Origin of the sequence: Psychrobacillus sp. NPDC093200, assembly GCF_050280345.1 — a bacterium.
Lineage (GTDB): Bacteria > Bacillota > Bacilli > Bacillales_A > Planococcaceae > Psychrobacillus > Psychrobacillus faecigallinarum.
In genome coordinates this window covers 660017-676230 of record NZ_JBNNVC010000002.1, presented here as the reverse complement: position 1 = coordinate 676230, position 16214 = coordinate 660017, and the positions used below count along the sequence as shown (strand labels likewise).

Sequence of the window (16214 nt, the reverse complement as noted above, 5' to 3'; positions counted from 1 at the left end):
GCTAATATCATTTTTAATCGTTAAGTAAAACTTAGTTTTATTCATTACATTCTATTAATTAATTTTCAACTTTTTATATATTTTTTAAAGCTTCCGTAATAGAAACTGTACCATTTACGACATTAAAGCTTTTTTGATAAGTACTTGGTTCCTCTAATGATGCTATTAAAACATCCGCCACGTCTTCACGTGTTATCGTACTTGGTTTTGCCTCAATTCCCGCCGTAATTTTACCTTGAGCCTTTTCATTTATTAAACCACCAGGTCGAACAATTGTGTAGTTTAGGCTACTTTGCTCTAGCATTCTATCTGCATAATGCTTCGCCACATAGTATGGACGCATTTCGGCATTCCAGTTTTCTCGTTTGTCAGCATCATAAGCGCTCACTAGAATATATCTTTCCACACCTGCGGCTTCTGCTGCCTCCATTGTTTTCACTGCTCCATCTAAATCAATTAACAAGGTTTTATCCGGACCTGTATGTCCACCTGAACCAGCAGTGAAAATGATAGCTTCGGCTCCTGTAAATGCTTCTGTCAGCGAATCAACCTTACCCTCCAAATCAAGTAATACAGCTTTTATTCCTTGATTATTAAAGTCTTTAACCTGTTCCTGTTTGCGAACAACAGCAGTTACAGTATGCTGATCATCAATTTGTAATTTTTCTACTATCTGTTTACCAATTTGTCCATTTGCTCCTACAACTATTACTTTCATTTAAACTCACTCCTTTTGATGGATGAAATAAAGAACCCCTCCATTTAGCGAAGGGGGTAGAAATTATTAGTAAGGTTTAGATTCTCGGCCAACATCCTCTGCTTTATCTGCTGCAGCATTGGCTCCAGGAGAGCTTTGTTGCTCTTCTTGTTTTTTCATTTCTTCCATTTCTTTCATCTTACGTTGAATACCTTCTTTTACACGTCGACCGTAGTCTTCATCTGCCTGTGTAAAATGATAAATCATAGCCTCTTGGATACGAGGATCACAAATAGAAAGTGCTGCAGATAAGTTTTTGATCAATTCTTCGCGTTCCCAATCCTCAAAACTACGGTATGTCTCACCTGCTTGACCATAGTTGTTCTCACGATCTATTGGTGCGCTTGTTGCTTTTGCATTATATTGAGGTTCGTGTTTTATATGTTCTGTTTTTTCTGCTTCTTGTAATCCACCAATCATAGATGGCTCATAATTGACATGTGGATTGCCTCCAGCTTCATCAGGTCTATGCACATCCATTTGTCCACGATGCTGATTTGTTCTAACTGGAACTTTAGGTGCATTTACGGGTAATTTCAAATAGTTAGCTCCTACACGATAGCGTTGTGTATCGGAGTAGGAGAAAGTACGTCCTTGAAGCATCTTATCGTCTGAAAAATCCAATCCATCAACTAATACCCCAGTACCAAAAGCAGCTTGTTCAATTTCTGCATGGTAATCAATCGGATTGCGGTTTAAGACCATTTTACCGACTGGTAGGAATGGAAACTGATCTGGTGGCCATAATTTGGTGTCATCTAGCGGGTCAAAATCAAGCTCTGGATGTTCATCATCACTCATGATTTGAACAAATAGTTCCCATTCTGGATATTCTCCTCGCTCAATTGACTCATACAAGTCTTGTGTAGCATGTCCCACATTTTTTGCTTGAATAGCATCCGCTTCTTCTTGTGTTAGATTGCGAATACCCTGTTTAGGCTCCCAGTGGTATTTAACTAGTACTGCTTCGCCTTTTTCGTTAACCCATTTATAGGTGTTAACTCCAGATCCCTGCATATGGCGATATGTAGCTGGAATTCCCCATGGCGAGAATAAGAAAGTTATCATATGTGTCGCTTCAGGTGATCGAGAAACAAAATCAAACATACGCTGAGGACTCGGAATATTTGAAGCAGGATCTGCTTTAAAAGCATGTATCATATCAGGAAACTTCATCGCATCGCGAATAAAAAAAATTTTCAAGTTATTCCCGACTAAATCCCAGTTGCCGTCTTCTGTGTACATTTTTACGGCAAATCCGCGAGGATCACGTGCTGTCTCAGGAGAATCCTTTGAACCCGCTACCGTTGAAAAACGAACCATTAATGGTGTCTGTTTTCCAGCACCAGAGAATACTTTTGCTCGAGTGTATTTTTCTACTGGTTCATCTCCCACTTTTCCATACGTTTCAAAATAGCCAAAAGCTCCTGCTCCTCGAGCATGGACTACTCGTTCAGGTACTTCTTCACGGTCAAAGTGCGAAATCTTTTCGATAAAATGATAATTTTCAAGTGTAGCTGGACCGCGATTACCTATAGTACGTATATTTTGGTTATCCGTTACAGGATGTCCTTGGCGAGTTGTTAGTGTCTCTCTTTTCTGCTCACTTTCTTTTGAACCATTTCTCATTTCTTTTTCTTCTGTCATGATGAAGCCCTCCCTTAGAAATAGTGCATTCCTCATTTTTATTTCCCGATTTTATTAATCTTTAAACTTAACAAATCGCTAATGATGAAAAAAATAGTCTGTAAAAAAGAGACCATGATAGTCTCTTTTAATTATTGCATATTAAATTTTTCTTTATATGACGGGCTTAGTTCACTCCAAACATCGAATTTGTTACCGTCCGGATCCTCAAACACAAAATTTCTACCTGCATGTCCTCTATTTTCTACTTGTCCTACTTGGACTAGGTTTTATTTAACTCATAATGTAAAGATATAAGATTATCTATACCATCAACTTCAAATGTTAACGCAAAACGATTTTGACCATTGTTGTCTATAAAGTTTAAAGTTTCACCCGCTTTGCTCTTAACCAAAAAGATGCTGTGATTTGCTAAATTTAGAATGGCTTTATCCTCATCTTGATAATTTTTTCTAGCTCCAAGTTTCTCCGTGTACCACTCGCTTGAAAGTACAACATTAGAAACTGGTATATACGTAGTTCCCACTCTTACTAATTTTTCACTCAAAATTATTTCCCCCTTTATTTTATTTTATTTTACTATTAATAGATATTATTAATCTATTTTTTCAGAAAACTTTTTCTATAATTGTTTCGCAAGTTTTTCAATATAGCCTTGAAGTCACATACTATCATAACTTTCCCTGTCCACAAAAATACCACCTAAGCTCTAGTCTCAGGTGGTTATACGTCATACTAAAATTTTAGGTTTTCTCTGTTCAAGCATCGGTTCCTGGCTATTTATTTCTTCTCCTGTTTCAATATCGATAAATGTACTAGTTTCGTTAAACCACTTATCTGGTGCTTGGTGTCCCCAGAATGTTTGACGTAGTGGATCATTTAAGTCCCATCGCTTTGGCTTCATATCAGGATCGCATGTCAAATAATCGCCGGTATACAATTCGATTCGGTGACCATCTGGGTCTCTTAAGTAAAGGAAGAAGGCGTTAGATAATCCATGTCGGCCTGGCCCACGCTCAATGCAATCCGCATAGCCCATACTAGCCAATACATCACAGCAGTCTAACACGCTGAGACGATCTGATAGGGTATAGGCGAAATGATGAAGTTTTGGTCCTGGTCCGCTCATAAATGCCTGATCATGGACGGTGGGCTTTCGGAAGAGCCATGCAGCCCATAAGTCCCCTTCTTCAGTTTCTGTATATTCTGAGCAAGAAAACCCTAGACTGTTTACATAAAAGTCATAGGCTTTTTGCACGTTCGGTACAGCACAATTAACATGATCAATTCGCTGAATTTTTGCTCCCCGGTAATGATCGTATTTTTGAAGCATTCGTTCTACAATAGGCATTTCAGCAAAAAATTCTAAAGGTATACCTGAAATGTCATGAACTCTTAGCGTTCTACCTATTGCATGCTGTTCGCCTTTAGGAATCCATTTTGTTTTAAGTCCCTGAGCAAGAAATAACTTTTCTAAATAATTAAGGTCCTCTTCTTTCATCACCTTGTAGCTCAGCGCTTCCACAACAGACTTTTCCGATTTTTTAAGTACTAGACTATGATGACAATGCTCTTCTAACCCTCTTAAATAAACATGATTTTCATCTCGCTCGGTTTCTATCATTCCTAAGCCATCTACATAGAATTTGCGAGAGAGCTCTAAATCCTTAACATGGAGAACGGTTCGAGCTATACGTATGATGGAAAAATCCAACAGGTTCCTCCTCCTCTCTATAACTTTCCAAATTGCTGTATATGATGGTCGGCAATTGAAACGTGAATAATTTTGTGCTCAGTATAAAAATCAAAGCTGTAATGTCCACCTTCTCGACCAATACCAGAATATTTAGTGCCGCCAAATGGTGTTCTTAAATCTCTAACATTCTGAGCATTCACCCAAAGCATGCCTGCATCAATTTTATGAGCGACGCGATGTCCACGTTTAATGTCGTTTGTCCATACATAACCTGCTAATCCGTAATCCGTATTATTGGCTAATGATATGACCTCTTCCTCGTCCTTGAAAGACATTACGATCAGCACTGGTCCAAAGATCTCGTCTTTTGCAACTTGCATGTCATTATGAGCATTCAAGATAAGGGTTGGAGGCACGAAATTTCCTTTGGAAAATTCAGATGGAATTTTACCTGAGATTATTTCGGTACCTTCCTCCTTTGCTATGTCTATATAGCCCTTTACTTTATTAAAGTGTCCTTGATCAATAAGTGGACCAACTTCCGTCTGATCATCTAACGGATCACCAACTTTTATATTAGACACTCTCACCTTTAATGCATTTATAAATTTATCTTTTATACTTTCTTGTACAAATAGGCGTGAGTTTGCTGTACAACGCTCACCATTAAAGGAGAAGATTCCCCATACACAGGCATCTAGTGCACGTTCAAAATCAGCATCCTCAAAAACGATAATAGGAGATTTCCCGCCTAGCTCCATAGAACAACTCTTTAATGTGTCCGCACTATTTTTTATAATAGTAGAGCCAGTGGTAGTTTCTCCTGTAAAAGAAATAAGCTGCACATCTGGATGCTTTACCAATGCATCACCAGCTATTTCTCCTCGACCGTGAACTACATTAAAGACTCCTTTAGGTAGGTCTGCTTTATGAATAATTTCTGCTAATATATTAGCTGTAAGAGGAGAAAGTTCAGCTGGCTTTAGCACTACAGTGTTTCCAGTAGCAAGAGCCGGTGCAATCTTCCACGTTTCTAGCATGAATGGAGCATTCCATGGCGTTATTAATCCTGCAACTCCAACAGGTGCGTGAATTGTATAATTGACAAATTCATCGTCCACCTGATAGACATCCCCTACTAGTCTGCTCTCTACCATTCTTGCATAAAAACGAAAGTTTTCTGAAGCACGGTTAACCATTTTCCTCGTTTGGCTAATAGGCAAACCCGTGTCTAAAGCTTCTAAGTAAGCAATCCTTTCTACTTCCTCATCAATGAGATCTGCAATGCGGTATATATATGATAGCCTTTTACTTAACTTCATCGTTTTCCAGGGCCCATGTTCAAAGGCATCTCTAGCTGCAGAAACTGCTTTAACAATGTCTGTCTTCTGGCCCTCTGATACTAAATTGATTTGCTCATTAGTAAATGGATTCATGTTAGCAAAGGTGGCCCCTCCGGCTGCAGAAATAAATTCTCCATTTATATAGAGAAAGATGCTTTGTTGTGTTTCATGCTTTAATGAGGTTAACTCATGAGATGACACCATTTTAATCACCTACTTTTTTTTATAGTTGTGAAGAGGTTTCCTTTGGTAGAATATCTAAGCTTATCAATGTTTGTCGTACCTCATCTGTAACTGCCTGTGAAGGTGGTCCTAATGGTAACCTAAGCTTAGGATTAATTTTTCCCATCATACCAAGCGCTATCTTAGCTGGAGCAGGATTTGTATCTCTAAACAAAGCATCATTTAAAGGCATTAACTCGAAATGAAGGTCCTGGGATCTTTCTACATCGCCAGCAACCCATGCATTGTAAAGCTCTGCAACTTTAGCAGGCTCTACATTAGCTGTTGCACTGATAAATCCTGCACCACCAATAGCAAGCATTGGATAACAGAGTAGCTCTATACCTGAATAAAGAAGGAAATCTCTTCCACAGTTAAGGAGTACACGGTTTACATGCTCAAAGTCCTTATTCGCCTCTTTTACCCCTACAATATTAGGACAATCCTCTACTAGCCTCTTCATCGTAGTGACTTCCATATTGACTGCAGACCTTCCAGGAATGTTATAAATAATAATTGGGATTTTCACAGATTCTGCTACTATTTTGAAATGGGTATATAATGCATCTTGGTTGGGCTTATTGTAGTAAGGAACGATAACCATTGCTGCATCAGCACCCAGCTCCTCGGCGTATTTAGTAAGCTCCATCGTTTCATCATGATTAGTTGACCCAGTACCAGGAGCAAAAAATACACGTCCAGCAATTGTTTCACTGGCTATCTTCATCACTCTTTTGCGTTCTTCTATAGTTAATGAACTCGGCTCACCACTCGTACCAGTTACGGATATCCCATGACTCCCACTTTCTATTTGCCAATGGATAAGCTGCTGAAAGGTCTCAATATCTATTTCTCCATTCTCTAAAAAGGGAGTAATTACAGGACAAATAGATCCTCTAAGCTTCTTTTTTGCTTCTTCATATGCCAATTTGTTCAACTCCTTATAATAGGTTTTTTTCATCAACTTCATTCTTTTATTTCTTGATATTTACCTCCAAAAAACAAAAGCGGTTCCTGTGGTTCATGCTTTAATCCAGTCACTCTTCCAATGAAAACAGTATGATCACCAGCATCAAGCTGATTGAATAGTTCACAGCTAATGACGGCAAGTGAATTTTTTATAATAGGTTGACCCTGATAGGTTTCAAAGGCAACAACTTCATCAGAGTTTAGCTGACCCGCAAATTGTTTAGAAAGATCTTTCTGATTAGCTGCCAAGATATTTATGGCAAATTTTTTGGATGAATTGATGTAACCAAGCATCTTAGCCTTTTCTCCAATACTTATAGCCACAAGCTTGGGTTGCAGCGAAACTGACATAAAGGCATTAGCCGTCATTCCATGTATTTCATCATCCACCTGTGTAGTAATTACTGTAACCCCGGTAGCAAAGCTGCCCATTATGGTTCTGAACAATTGATCTTCTATCTCATTTTTAAGTTGCTGCATGGAAAAGAAACTCTCCTTTCTTAAATCAGGCTATAAAAGTATGCCCGCTTCTGTTTTAGCTCTATTTAAAAAGCTTGTTACCATATCCTTATATGGTTGTTTATTGAAGCTATCATAATACGCGTTGGACATTCGTACTGGATCACCAAAGAAATAATATTCGTACAGTGCTTGACGATTCCCAAATGCACTGATAGATATATCCCAAGCTAAACGGAACAGCTGTACACGTTCTTCCCCATTCATGTTAGCCCCTTGTGTGTAGCGATGCACTAAAGGACCCACATCCTCATTGCTAAAGTCATCTTCGGTAGGAAGAGCCATCAAACCAGAGGCACCCAAAATTTTGATAATTTCATTCATTCTCTGATACATTTTAGGGAACCAGTTACGTGCTGCATTTAAAGGTTCAAAATCTGGAGTCATATTGCCATATTGGTCTATCTTGGCGTTATGCTCTGCTCGGTAAAGATGAGATCGCATAACTTCAAGTATCACCATGATTTCACTTGCCTTTTCCTTTACATGCATAAACTTATCTATTCCGATAGCTTCCATCATACTTATGACAACTCCAAGAATAAATTCAGTTTTCACTACGTTTTTCGAAATTACTTGGTGCGTCATGTGAATGACAGCATTCGTTTCTGCATAAGTTCGATTGCAAATATCCGTACTCTCGCAAACAAAAACTCTTTCCCAAGGAACTAACACATTCTCAAAAGAAATGATTGCATCGCTTTCATCAAATCTGGAACCTAGTGGATGATCCCATTTACTCTTACCATAATCAAAGGATTCACGAGAGAGAAATTTTAAACCAGGCGTATTGTTCGGAATGGCAAAAGCAAAGGCAAAGGGATCGTCCACAGTTCCTGGAGTTCTATTTATCGTGGATGGAAAGACGACCAGCTCATCTGTAATTCCTCCTAAGGTAGCTAAAAGTCGGCAGCCGTTCACAATAATCCCGTCCGCTGTCTTTTTAGTAATCCGCGCTGACAAGAAAGGGTCCTTTTGCTCTGATTGAGTTAGCATAGAACGGTTTACCTGCGGGTGAATAAGAGTATGAGTAAGACTGATATCATTTTCTCTCGCATATTCGTAATAATTTTCGGCATTCTTTGCAAACTGTTTGCTTCCTCCACCTTCTTGTGCAAAAAACTCACTTGCAGTTCCAAATGCCATGATGCTTGTATTCAAATAATCAGGCGAGCGTCCCATCATACCTCCCGAGAAGGCTGCCCATTCACTGTGCATTTCTCTTCTTTTAAACAAATCTTCCTTTGTCTTTGGAGCGATAAAGGAAAGCCCCACTTTATCCCCGGTGATTGGTGATGTATATAACATTTTTTCTTGTTTTTCATGTTGAAGATCATACAAACCAGCAACACTTTCTACTACATTTTTAAATGCTGGATGAGAAGTCACGTCATCCACTTTATCTCCGTGAATCCATACTTCTGTTTGACGATCCTTAATACCTTGAATATATTCCTTTCCTGTTCTAGCACCCATAATTATTACCGCCTTAATTTGAATTTTCTGAACAAAATAAATAAAAATATATGAAATAATATATGATTTTAACTAAAATTTTATCAAAAACGACTATGAATATTATTTTGTTTATATGTTCCTAAATCACTAAATTCAACTAGTTCCATAGAAAGTGCTAGATATCTTTTATTCATTGCAACCTCAAAATGACCTTTAATAACTTCAAATATAGCTTCACAAACCTCTGCCTTTATTTCTTCAGATCTACCCGTAGCAATCTTTAATGTGGCATGTAAGAAAGCATCATCCTCTGTTCCATCAGCAACTCGGTAATCCTTTAGCTCGATTGCTCTAGAACGGATTCCTCCAATTGGAAAAATGTTTTTTCTTGATATAAGTATTCGATGAACTTCCTCTAATAGTTGAGGCACTTTTATGTCTTCCTTCAAATTATCTGTATACTCTACAATAAAATGAGGCAAGTAAATCCCTCCAATAATTTATCGTTTTATGAAAACTTCGTCTGCAATTATTGTATTAGTTAAGCGACCAATTCCTTCAATTTCGGTTACAACTACATCCCCCACTTTAGTGTCCACTGATCCTTTTGGTGTGCCCGTTAGAATGACATCATTTTCACTCAATGTCATAAAACTACTTAAATATTCTATAAGTGAGGGAATATCAAAAATCATATCTTTTGTAGAACCTTTCTGGACGAGTTTATCATTTACATACGTATATATTTGGAGATTCATAGGATCTCGTATATCCATCGCATCCACTAACCAAGGTCCAAGAGGAGTGCAAGCATCTCGATTTTTAACTCGTAAATTTGGCCGATAATAATTCTCTAGATAATCCCTTATCGCATAATCGTTTGCGATACTATATCCTTTGACATATTGGTACGCGTCTTCTTTTTTAATATTTTTGGCCTTCTTACCGATAACAACAGCAAGCTCACATTCGTAATGCATGTACGAAACATCGGACGGTCGACAGGTGTATCCATTGTGACCAACAAACGTATTCGGTCCCTTTAAAAAGATCAGAGGCTCAGAAGGTGCATCAAATGCCAATTCTGTAGCATGATCAGCATAGTTTAGACCTAATGCAAAAGAAGTTCTTGGAATAATAGGCGTTAGCCACGTCACTTCATCCTGCCGGACAACTCTGCCGTCTTCCAGCTTTATATGAGCGTCACATTCTATTGCGTAATGAATAGCTCCACCATATGCAACACGCGCTTTTTTTATGGCAGCCACCCCTTTTCTTCTTCCACGATATAATTCTCTAAAAATCCTATTTGATCTATATGAATTCTCACCTTATCTCCAATGATCACTTGGGGAGAATTAGTGGAGATTCCTACAAGCAAAGTGTCACCGATGTCTAATGTCATAAATTCGGTGATATCAGCTAACAATTTTGCAATCGGACGAACTAATGTATAGTTGTGCTTTTCTAGTTGTAGCTCCTCGTTAACGAAAATCTTAATAGTAAGTCGATTGGGGTCTTTAATCTCTTTTGCCTCTACTATCCATGGGCCAATCGGACAAAAACCATCTCTTGTTTTGTACGGGACAGCTGGACGAAAAAAACTATCGTGAGGAATGCTGACATCATTCACTATTGTGTACCCAGCTATATAGTTAAAAGCTTCGCCTTCTTTTATAGCTACTGCCTTCTTACCAATAACTACCCCTAAGGATGCACCAATTTCTAGGGTTTTGATTTCTTTTGGCATTAAAATAGGTGCGCCATTGTAGCTGATTGTATTTGCTGGCTTTATATATAGAATTGGTGCATTGGGAGGAGCGTCATATGGCTTTTGAAGAAACTTCTCCTCCATTTGCAACAAATCTTCCTGGTAGTTAAGCAAGGTTCCATATACAGTTCCACTAACGGGGGAACCAATAGGAAAACTATTGATATCATAACTTTTACCATTTAAATAATACGAATTAGTAAGTGGGTTAGCTTTCACTGTTATTAGTTCGTTAACATGTTGATGCTTAATATTTGCTAGACACATCTGCCTCGCCCCCCTAGATGGATAACAAAGCTTTGTCGCTCGTTAATTTCTCTCCTCGAATTCGCTGGAATTCTTCCATTAGTTTGGTTATCGTTAAATTTCTTTTTTCCTCATCATCCACCTCTAAGATGATTTGGCCTTTATCCATCATAATTAGTCGATTACCTAAATCTAAAGCCTGTTGCATATTGTGTGTAATCATTAGTGTTGTCAATTTATCCTTCTCCACCAGCTGCTTTGTCAAGCTTGTTATTAGTTCCGCTCTGGACGGATCTAATGCTGCTGTATGTTCATCCAAAAGCAATATTGAGGGTTTCGTAAAGGTAGCCATCAACAAAGAAAGTGCCTGCCTTTCTCCTCCAGATAACAATCCAACTTTTGCATTTAATCTATTTTCAAGATTGAGGTGTAAAGTTTCAAGGGAAGATCGAAAAAATTCCCGTCTCTTCTTATCGACGCCAATTTTGAAACTTCTTTTTTTGTTTCTCGAATAAGCCATTGCGAGATTTTCCTCAATTGTCATCGTCGGCGCAGTCCCTGCCATGGGATCCTGAAAGACCCTTCCAATCATTTGAGAACGTTTATATTCGGGCATTTTCGTTATATCCTTGTCAGCAATTTCTACCACACCAAAATCTGGAGTCAGGGCTCCCGAAATCATGTTGAGCATAGTTGATTTGCCTGCTCCATTGCTGCCAATCACTGTCATAAAGTCACCGGGATGCAGTTCAAGATTGATTTGGTCTAATGCTACCTTCTCATCTGGAGTTGCTTCATTAAAAAGCTTATTAATCTGATTGAGCTTTAACAATGGGAGCCCCCTCCTTCCTTATCATTGATTGGCTCTCTTTTAATCTTTCAGTATGCCGCCTTGCCTTTCTATTTTTCTCTCTCTTTTTCTCAAGCAACTGAGGTAATATTAAAGCACCTATGACTATTACAGCCGTTATAAGCTTCATATCACCTGTATCGAGAAAATTTACCCGAAGCGCTAATCCAAGTACTATTCGATAAATAATTGCTCCTGCTATTACCGCAAAGGTTGTTCGGACGATAGTTTTTGTTCCAAAAATGGCTTCTCCAATAATAACGGAGGCAAGACCAATCACAATCATACCTATACCCATGCCTATATCGGCATATTTAGCGTATTGGGCTATTAATGCACCCGAAAAAGCTACAAGAGCATTTGAAAAACCTAGTCCTACTATTATTAAAGTGTCGGTATTTGCAGACAGGCTACGAATCATTTTTTTATTGTCACCTGTTGCTCTTATAGCTAATCCAATTTCGGTTTTTAAGAACCAATCCACGATAAATTTTATACACGCCACTGCAATCAGCATTAGAAATAAAGTTCCCCAAGTGGATGGCAACCTCTCAATACCAAACAATTGAAAGAAGCTTGTAAATGCAGAATCGATTCCGAGTTTACTCCAAAATGATTGAAACATAATGAAGAGAGTCTCAGCATTTAACAACGGAATATTAGGCCGGCCTATAGAACTTTCAGAGGTTAGACCCATAATTCTTAAATTTATCGAATAAAGTGCAATCATCATTAATATTCCGGATAGAAGCGGATTTATTTTACCTTTTGTATGCAATATACCTGTCATACAACCTGCGATAAAACCGACTACAATTGCCATAGCTGTTGCCAAAATAGGATGATAACCAAAAATGATCATTGTTGCTGCAGTGCCAGCTCCAGTTACAAAACTACCATCGACCGTTAAATCAGGAAAATCTAGCACTCTGAATGAAATATACACTCCAAGTGCCATAATCGCGTATATGATTCCTTGTTCCATTGAGCCGAATATTGCTGAAAACATAAAGAATCACCCCCTAGTTATTCGCTCAATTCAGCTTTCCATTCTTCTTTTATCTCAACACCAATAGTATTTGCTGATTCCTTGTTCATGATTAGTTTAAGCTTTTGTGGCACCTGTACAGGTATATCTGCTGGTTTGCTTTCGCCCTTTAATATTTTGACTGCCATCTGCCCCGCCTCATAACCTATATCGAAATATTCGAAGCCATAAGCCCCTAGTCCGCCACGCTTCACAGAGTCAAATTCTCCTACCATGACAGGAATTTTATTGTCATTTGCCACTGAGATTACGGATTCTAATGCAGAAACTACAGTGTTATCAGTAATAATATACATAGAATCTACTTTTCCTAGGAGTGATTCAGTTGCTTGTTTAACATCAGCAGTTGTAGCTACAGAGGCTTCTACAACAGTCATATCCATGTCTTGCAATAGTTCCTTAACAGAATCCACCTGGGAGCGTGAGTTTTGTTCTCCTGAGTTAAACACCATTCCAACCTTTTTTGCTCCAAGCTCTTCTTTCAAAAATTTCATCGTATTGGATATAGCATCTGGATGAGCATCTATCGTGCCTGTAACGTTACCTCCAGGCTTCTCCATCGAGTCTACTAGTTCTGCACCAACTGCATCTGTAACAGAAGTGAACACGATTGGAATATCTTGAGTAGCACTCAGCGCTGCTTGGGCACTGCCGGTTGAGTTAGCAAATATTAGGTCTACATTGGAGCTAACTAGGTTCGAAGCAATGGTGGTGTTATTACTGTTATCTCCTTGTGCTATTTGATAATCATATTCTGCTTCAATACCTGCATCCTCTAATGCCTTTTTAAAGCCATCATAAGCTGCATTTAATGAAGGATGCTCCACAATTTGTGTTACACCAATTTTGTATGTCTTTGAGGCAGAAGCATCTTCTCCTGAGTCTCCACAGGCAGCAAACAATAAAGTTGAACTCAACAACAATGCTGAAAACCCTTTCCAGCTATTCTTCATTTCTTTTCCCTCCAATTCTTTTTTGTTATTAAATGAAATATAAAATACCACAGTAAATTTATACTGTAAGAAAAGCCGTTAACTAATGGTAGCTTCTTTTTTTAGAGGTGAGAGATGAATTGCTTGTCCAAGCAATCCCTCCACAGACTCTAGAAGTGCCTCATTGAACCCAGGGTGTGTGTAGTTAGGAAATTTAATATCTTCCTCTTTAGCCGACATCTCTAAAAGTTGCAAGAACGATCCGGACATTTCCAATGCTCCCTCACCAATCATATGAATTCCTTCTATCAAATCATTTGTATTATTAGAAATAACTTTAATAAATCCATCTTTTTTTCCGGTTATTGTAGAATAGCCATTACTAGCAAGCGGAAACTTGCTTACTCGTATAGATAGACCTAATTTTAGGGCCTGATGCTCTGTTAAGCCAATTGATGCTACTGGAGGAACAGTATGAGCACAGTTAGGTACTATTGTTAAATCGACCTCGGGTTTTTCTCCCACGATTGAAGAAACTACTGCTTTTCCTTGTTTGATAGCCTTCCAAGCAAGCATCGGACCTTCCGTTACATCTCCTATGGCATAAACGTTTGAGATGGAGGTTTCCATATAATTATTTATTTGGATAAATCCATTTAAACTTAATTTCATACCTAGGCGTAAAATTCCCAGTTCCTCCAGTTTTGGTTTTCTTGTCTCTGGAACTACAAAATAGGATCCCTCTAAAATCACTTCCTTTTGTTGATCGGTTAGTAGGTTAATAGAGAGACCATTTACATTTTCCTTTATCGTAAGAATTTCTTTTTTAGCAATCACTTTTATCTTTCTTTTTTTAAATAACCTTAATAGTTCTTTATTAATATCCTCATCAAAAGGAAATCCAGTATTAGTTTCTATTAACAAAGTTACCTTAGAGCCTAATGCTGCAAAGCTTGATGCTGCTTCAAGAGCTATATAATCTTGGCCATCTATGATTAACTGCTCTGGTAGCTTTTTAAGTTGAAAAAGTTCGAAGGGGTACAAAATCCGATTTTCTTTAGACTTAACGTAATCCGGTAAGATATTTTTACTTCCTGTAGCAATAATTATTTTGTCGAATTCATAAATATCAAATTGATGTCCGTTTTCTACTCCAATTTTGTTTTTGCCTATGAAGGAGGCTTTGCCTTGAATTATCTCCACTTTATTGGCTTGACAAAGTCTTTCTACACCTGTTTTCAGCTGACCTATTACTTTGGTTTGGTATTCCATTAGCTTGTATAGGTCTATTTCTTTAACGATAGTATCGACCCCAAACATCGCTAACTGTTCAGCTTCAGTCCGCCTCATCCCAACATAGGTATAAACCTTAGACGGTATGCATCCTTCGTTTAAACAAACTCCGCCTATCTCTTTTTGCTCTATCAGTGTCACGGAAAGACCAAGTTGCGCTCCACGAATTGCCGCACTATAGCCCCCTGGACCACCTCCAATAATGATTAGATTTCTTTGATGGCTAATTTCTCCTACTACCATCTATATCATCTCCAAAATCAGTTTATGAGGATTTTCTATTAAACTTGAAAAACGATTAGTGAAAGCAATAGCTGTTGCACCATCTGCAACACGATGATCGAATGACATCGATAGCGTCATAATATGCCCAATAACAATCTCATCATTTTCATTAACAATAGGTCGCTTTTTGGTTTTATGAAAAGCAATTAACGCTGTCTCTGGATAATTGATAATCGGTGTTGCTGCAATGCTACCTAAAGGTCCAACATTACTAATTGTAATAGTGCTATTTTGCATCGCTGACAGATGTAGAGTACCTGCTAAAGCTTTTTGGGTTAAGTCTTTGATTTCATGATTTATTTGCTTGAGAGATTTTTTATCTGCATCATGGAGTACAGGAACAATAAGTCCATTTTCTGTGTTGGTGGCTAGGCCAATATGATAGGTTTTCTTGAGGAGTATCCGACTGTTTTCTTCATCAAGTTCGGCATTGAATATCGGAAAATCCTTTAATGAAATGACAAGCGCTTTCAAGAGAAAAGCAGGAACACTTATAGAATTACCCGCTGCTTTTAATTGTTCTTTCATTTCTAATAGATTAGTCATATTCACTTCGTCAAAATGGGTTACATGTGGGATTGTAAAGAGTGATTTCTTCATATTTTCTGCAATTTTTTTTCTGATTCCTCTATAAGGAATTTCATCTGAGTGAGATGGAGCATTAAGTTTTTCAGCTATAAGCTGTTTTGGTTCTATCTTCTTGTTGGTATTATCTAGGAAACTAATGACATCCTCCTCTGTAATTCTTCCAGAAGGATCTGAAGGGATTATATCCTCTAGATTTATATTATGTTCCCGGGCAATTTTCCTTGTATAAGGTGTAGCAAGTACTCTCTTATAAGTAAATTCAACCGAGTTCTCTTCTTTTTTTGAAGGATTACTTCTGCCGTTTTCTTTAATTAAATCCTTTACAGGCTGACTTTTCTGTGAATGATCTTCACCGGCACTTTCTAAGGAAAGAAGACTTGTTCCTACTTTTACCGTCTCCCCCACAGCAATTTGAATCTCTTTAACTATACCTGTACAGGGAGAAGTAAGTTCAGCGACCATTTTATCAGTTTGAACTTCCACAAGAGGCTGGTCAGTTTGCACCTTGTCTCCGACTTTAACTAAATAGTGGATGACTTCCCCTTCGGTCATTCCCTCTCCAATATCATGTAACTTAACATCAATCATTC

The 16214-nt window shown here is 38.2% G+C and carries 15 protein-coding genes and 1 pseudogene; all 16 read right to left on the bottom strand.

The window, feature by feature from the left end; all coding sequences use genetic code 11:
* Positions 1-73 precede the first annotated feature (73 nt).
* The 16 genes and pseudogenes from ACQKNZ_RS11025 to ACQKNZ_RS10950 all read right to left on the bottom strand — a co-directional run bounded on the left by ACQKNZ_RS11025 (position 74) and on the right by ACQKNZ_RS10950 (position 16212).
* Positions 74-718 (bottom strand): SDR family oxidoreductase, encoded by a 645-nt coding sequence (locus ACQKNZ_RS11025; protein ID WP_154310751.1) that lies wholly within the window; start codon positions 716-718, stop codon positions 74-76.
* Positions 719-784: 66 nt separating this feature from the next.
* Positions 785-2404 carry a catalase gene (locus ACQKNZ_RS11020; RefSeq protein ID WP_151109711.1) on the bottom strand — a complete coding sequence of 540 codons (1620 nt, stop codon included), beginning with the start codon at positions 2402-2404 and terminating at the stop codon, positions 785-787.
* A gap of 131 nt (positions 2405-2535) precedes the next feature.
* Positions 2536-2951, bottom strand: a pseudogene (locus tag ACQKNZ_RS11015) (VOC family protein).
* A 183-nt stretch (positions 2952-3134) separates the two neighbouring features.
* The gene (hpaD, locus tag ACQKNZ_RS11010) at positions 3135-4118 is read right to left on the bottom strand and encodes a 3,4-dihydroxyphenylacetate 2,3-dioxygenase (protein ID WP_427659694.1); all 984 of its coding nucleotides are present in this window, start codon (positions 4116-4118) and stop codon (positions 3135-3137) included.
* A 17-nt stretch (positions 4119-4135) separates the two neighbouring features.
* Positions 4136-5647: a 5-carboxymethyl-2-hydroxymuconate semialdehyde dehydrogenase gene (gene hpaE / locus ACQKNZ_RS11005; protein ID WP_427659692.1), complete on the bottom strand. Its 1512-nt coding sequence runs from the start codon at positions 5645-5647 to the stop codon at positions 4136-4138.
* Between the two features lie 19 nt (positions 5648-5666).
* Positions 5667-6593 (bottom strand): 2,4-dihydroxyhept-2-ene-1,7-dioic acid aldolase, encoded by a 927-nt coding sequence (gene hpaI / locus ACQKNZ_RS11000; RefSeq protein WP_427659690.1) that lies wholly within the window; start codon positions 6591-6593, stop codon positions 5667-5669.
* 38 nt (positions 6594-6631) lie between these two features.
* A complete protein-coding gene (locus tag ACQKNZ_RS10995; protein WP_154312305.1) occupies positions 6632-7093 on the bottom strand; it encodes a flavin reductase family protein in 462 nt (153 codons plus the stop codon).
* Positions 7094-7144: 51 nt separating this feature from the next.
* Complete coding sequence (hpaB, locus tag ACQKNZ_RS10990) at positions 7145-8629, bottom strand: 4-hydroxyphenylacetate 3-monooxygenase, oxygenase component (protein WP_144536251.1); 1485 nt, start codon at positions 8627-8629, stop codon at positions 7145-7147.
* Positions 8630-8712: 83 nt separating this feature from the next.
* Positions 8713-9093, bottom strand: coding sequence for a 5-carboxymethyl-2-hydroxymuconate Delta-isomerase (locus ACQKNZ_RS10985; protein ID WP_427659688.1), 381 nt, complete (start codon positions 9091-9093; stop codon positions 8713-8715).
* A gap of 18 nt (positions 9094-9111) precedes the next feature.
* Positions 9112-9870 carry a fumarylacetoacetate hydrolase family protein gene (locus ACQKNZ_RS10980; RefSeq protein WP_151113654.1) on the bottom strand — a complete coding sequence of 253 codons (759 nt, stop codon included), beginning with the start codon at positions 9868-9870 and terminating at the stop codon, positions 9112-9114.
* Positions 9867-10649: a fumarylacetoacetate hydrolase family protein gene (locus ACQKNZ_RS10975; RefSeq protein WP_144536247.1), complete on the bottom strand. Its 783-nt coding sequence runs from the start codon at positions 10647-10649 to the stop codon at positions 9867-9869. Before ACQKNZ_RS10975 ends, ACQKNZ_RS10980 begins: the two co-directional genes overlap by 4 nt.
* A 13-nt stretch (positions 10650-10662) precedes the next feature.
* A complete protein-coding gene (locus ACQKNZ_RS10970) occupies positions 10663-11460 on the bottom strand; it encodes an ABC transporter ATP-binding protein (RefSeq protein WP_144536245.1) in 798 nt (265 codons plus the stop codon).
* Positions 11438-12487, bottom strand: a complete 1050-nt coding sequence (locus tag ACQKNZ_RS10965) for an ABC transporter permease (RefSeq protein WP_427659685.1) — start codon at positions 12485-12487, stop codon at positions 11438-11440. Before ACQKNZ_RS10965 ends, ACQKNZ_RS10970 begins: the two co-directional genes overlap by 23 nt.
* A 17-nt stretch (positions 12488-12504) precedes the next feature.
* Positions 12505-13479 carry an ABC transporter substrate-binding protein gene (locus ACQKNZ_RS10960; RefSeq protein WP_427659683.1) on the bottom strand — a complete coding sequence of 325 codons (975 nt, stop codon included), beginning with the start codon at positions 13477-13479 and terminating at the stop codon, positions 12505-12507.
* 78 nt (positions 13480-13557) lie between these two features.
* Complete coding sequence (locus ACQKNZ_RS10955) at positions 13558-14994, bottom strand: dihydrolipoyl dehydrogenase family protein (protein ID WP_427659681.1); 1437 nt, start codon at positions 14992-14994, stop codon at positions 13558-13560.
* A complete protein-coding gene (locus ACQKNZ_RS10950; RefSeq protein ID WP_427659679.1) occupies positions 14995-16212 on the bottom strand; it encodes a dihydrolipoamide acetyltransferase family protein in 1218 nt (405 codons plus the stop codon).
* Positions 16213-16214: the final 2 nt, after the last annotated feature.

Bases quoted from the DNA above. Each gene is read 5' to 3' on its own strand.
- ACQKNZ_RS11025 (WP_154310751.1), bottom strand. From the start codon at position 718: ATGAAAGTAATAGTTGTAGGAGCAAATGGACAAATTGGTAAACAGATA.
- ACQKNZ_RS11020 (WP_151109711.1), bottom strand. From the start codon at position 2,404: ATGACAGAAGAAAAAGAAATGAGAAATGGTTCAAAAGAAAGTGAGCAG.
- hpaE (WP_427659692.1), bottom strand. From the start codon at position 5,647: ATGGTGTCATCTCATGAGTTAACCTCATTAAAGCATGAAACACAACAA.
- hpaB (WP_144536251.1), bottom strand. From the start codon at position 8,629: ATGGGTGCTAGAACAGGAAAGGAATATATTCAAGGTATTAAGGATCGT.
- ACQKNZ_RS10975 (WP_144536247.1), bottom strand. From the start codon at position 10,649: ATGTGTCTAGCAAATATTAAGCATCAACATGTTAACGAACTAATAACA.
- ACQKNZ_RS10965 (WP_427659685.1), bottom strand. From the start codon at position 12,487: ATGTTTTCAGCAATATTCGGCTCAATGGAACAAGGAATCATATACGCG.
- ACQKNZ_RS10960 (WP_427659683.1), bottom strand. From the start codon at position 13,479: ATGAAGAATAGCTGGAAAGGGTTTTCAGCATTGTTGTTGAGTTCAACT.
- ACQKNZ_RS10955 (WP_427659681.1), bottom strand. From the start codon at position 14,994: ATGGTAGTAGGAGAAATTAGCCATCAAAGAAATCTAATCATTATTGGA.
- ACQKNZ_RS10950 (WP_427659679.1), bottom strand. From the start codon at position 16,212: ATGATTGATGTTAAGTTACATGATATTGGAGAGGGAATGACCGAAGGG.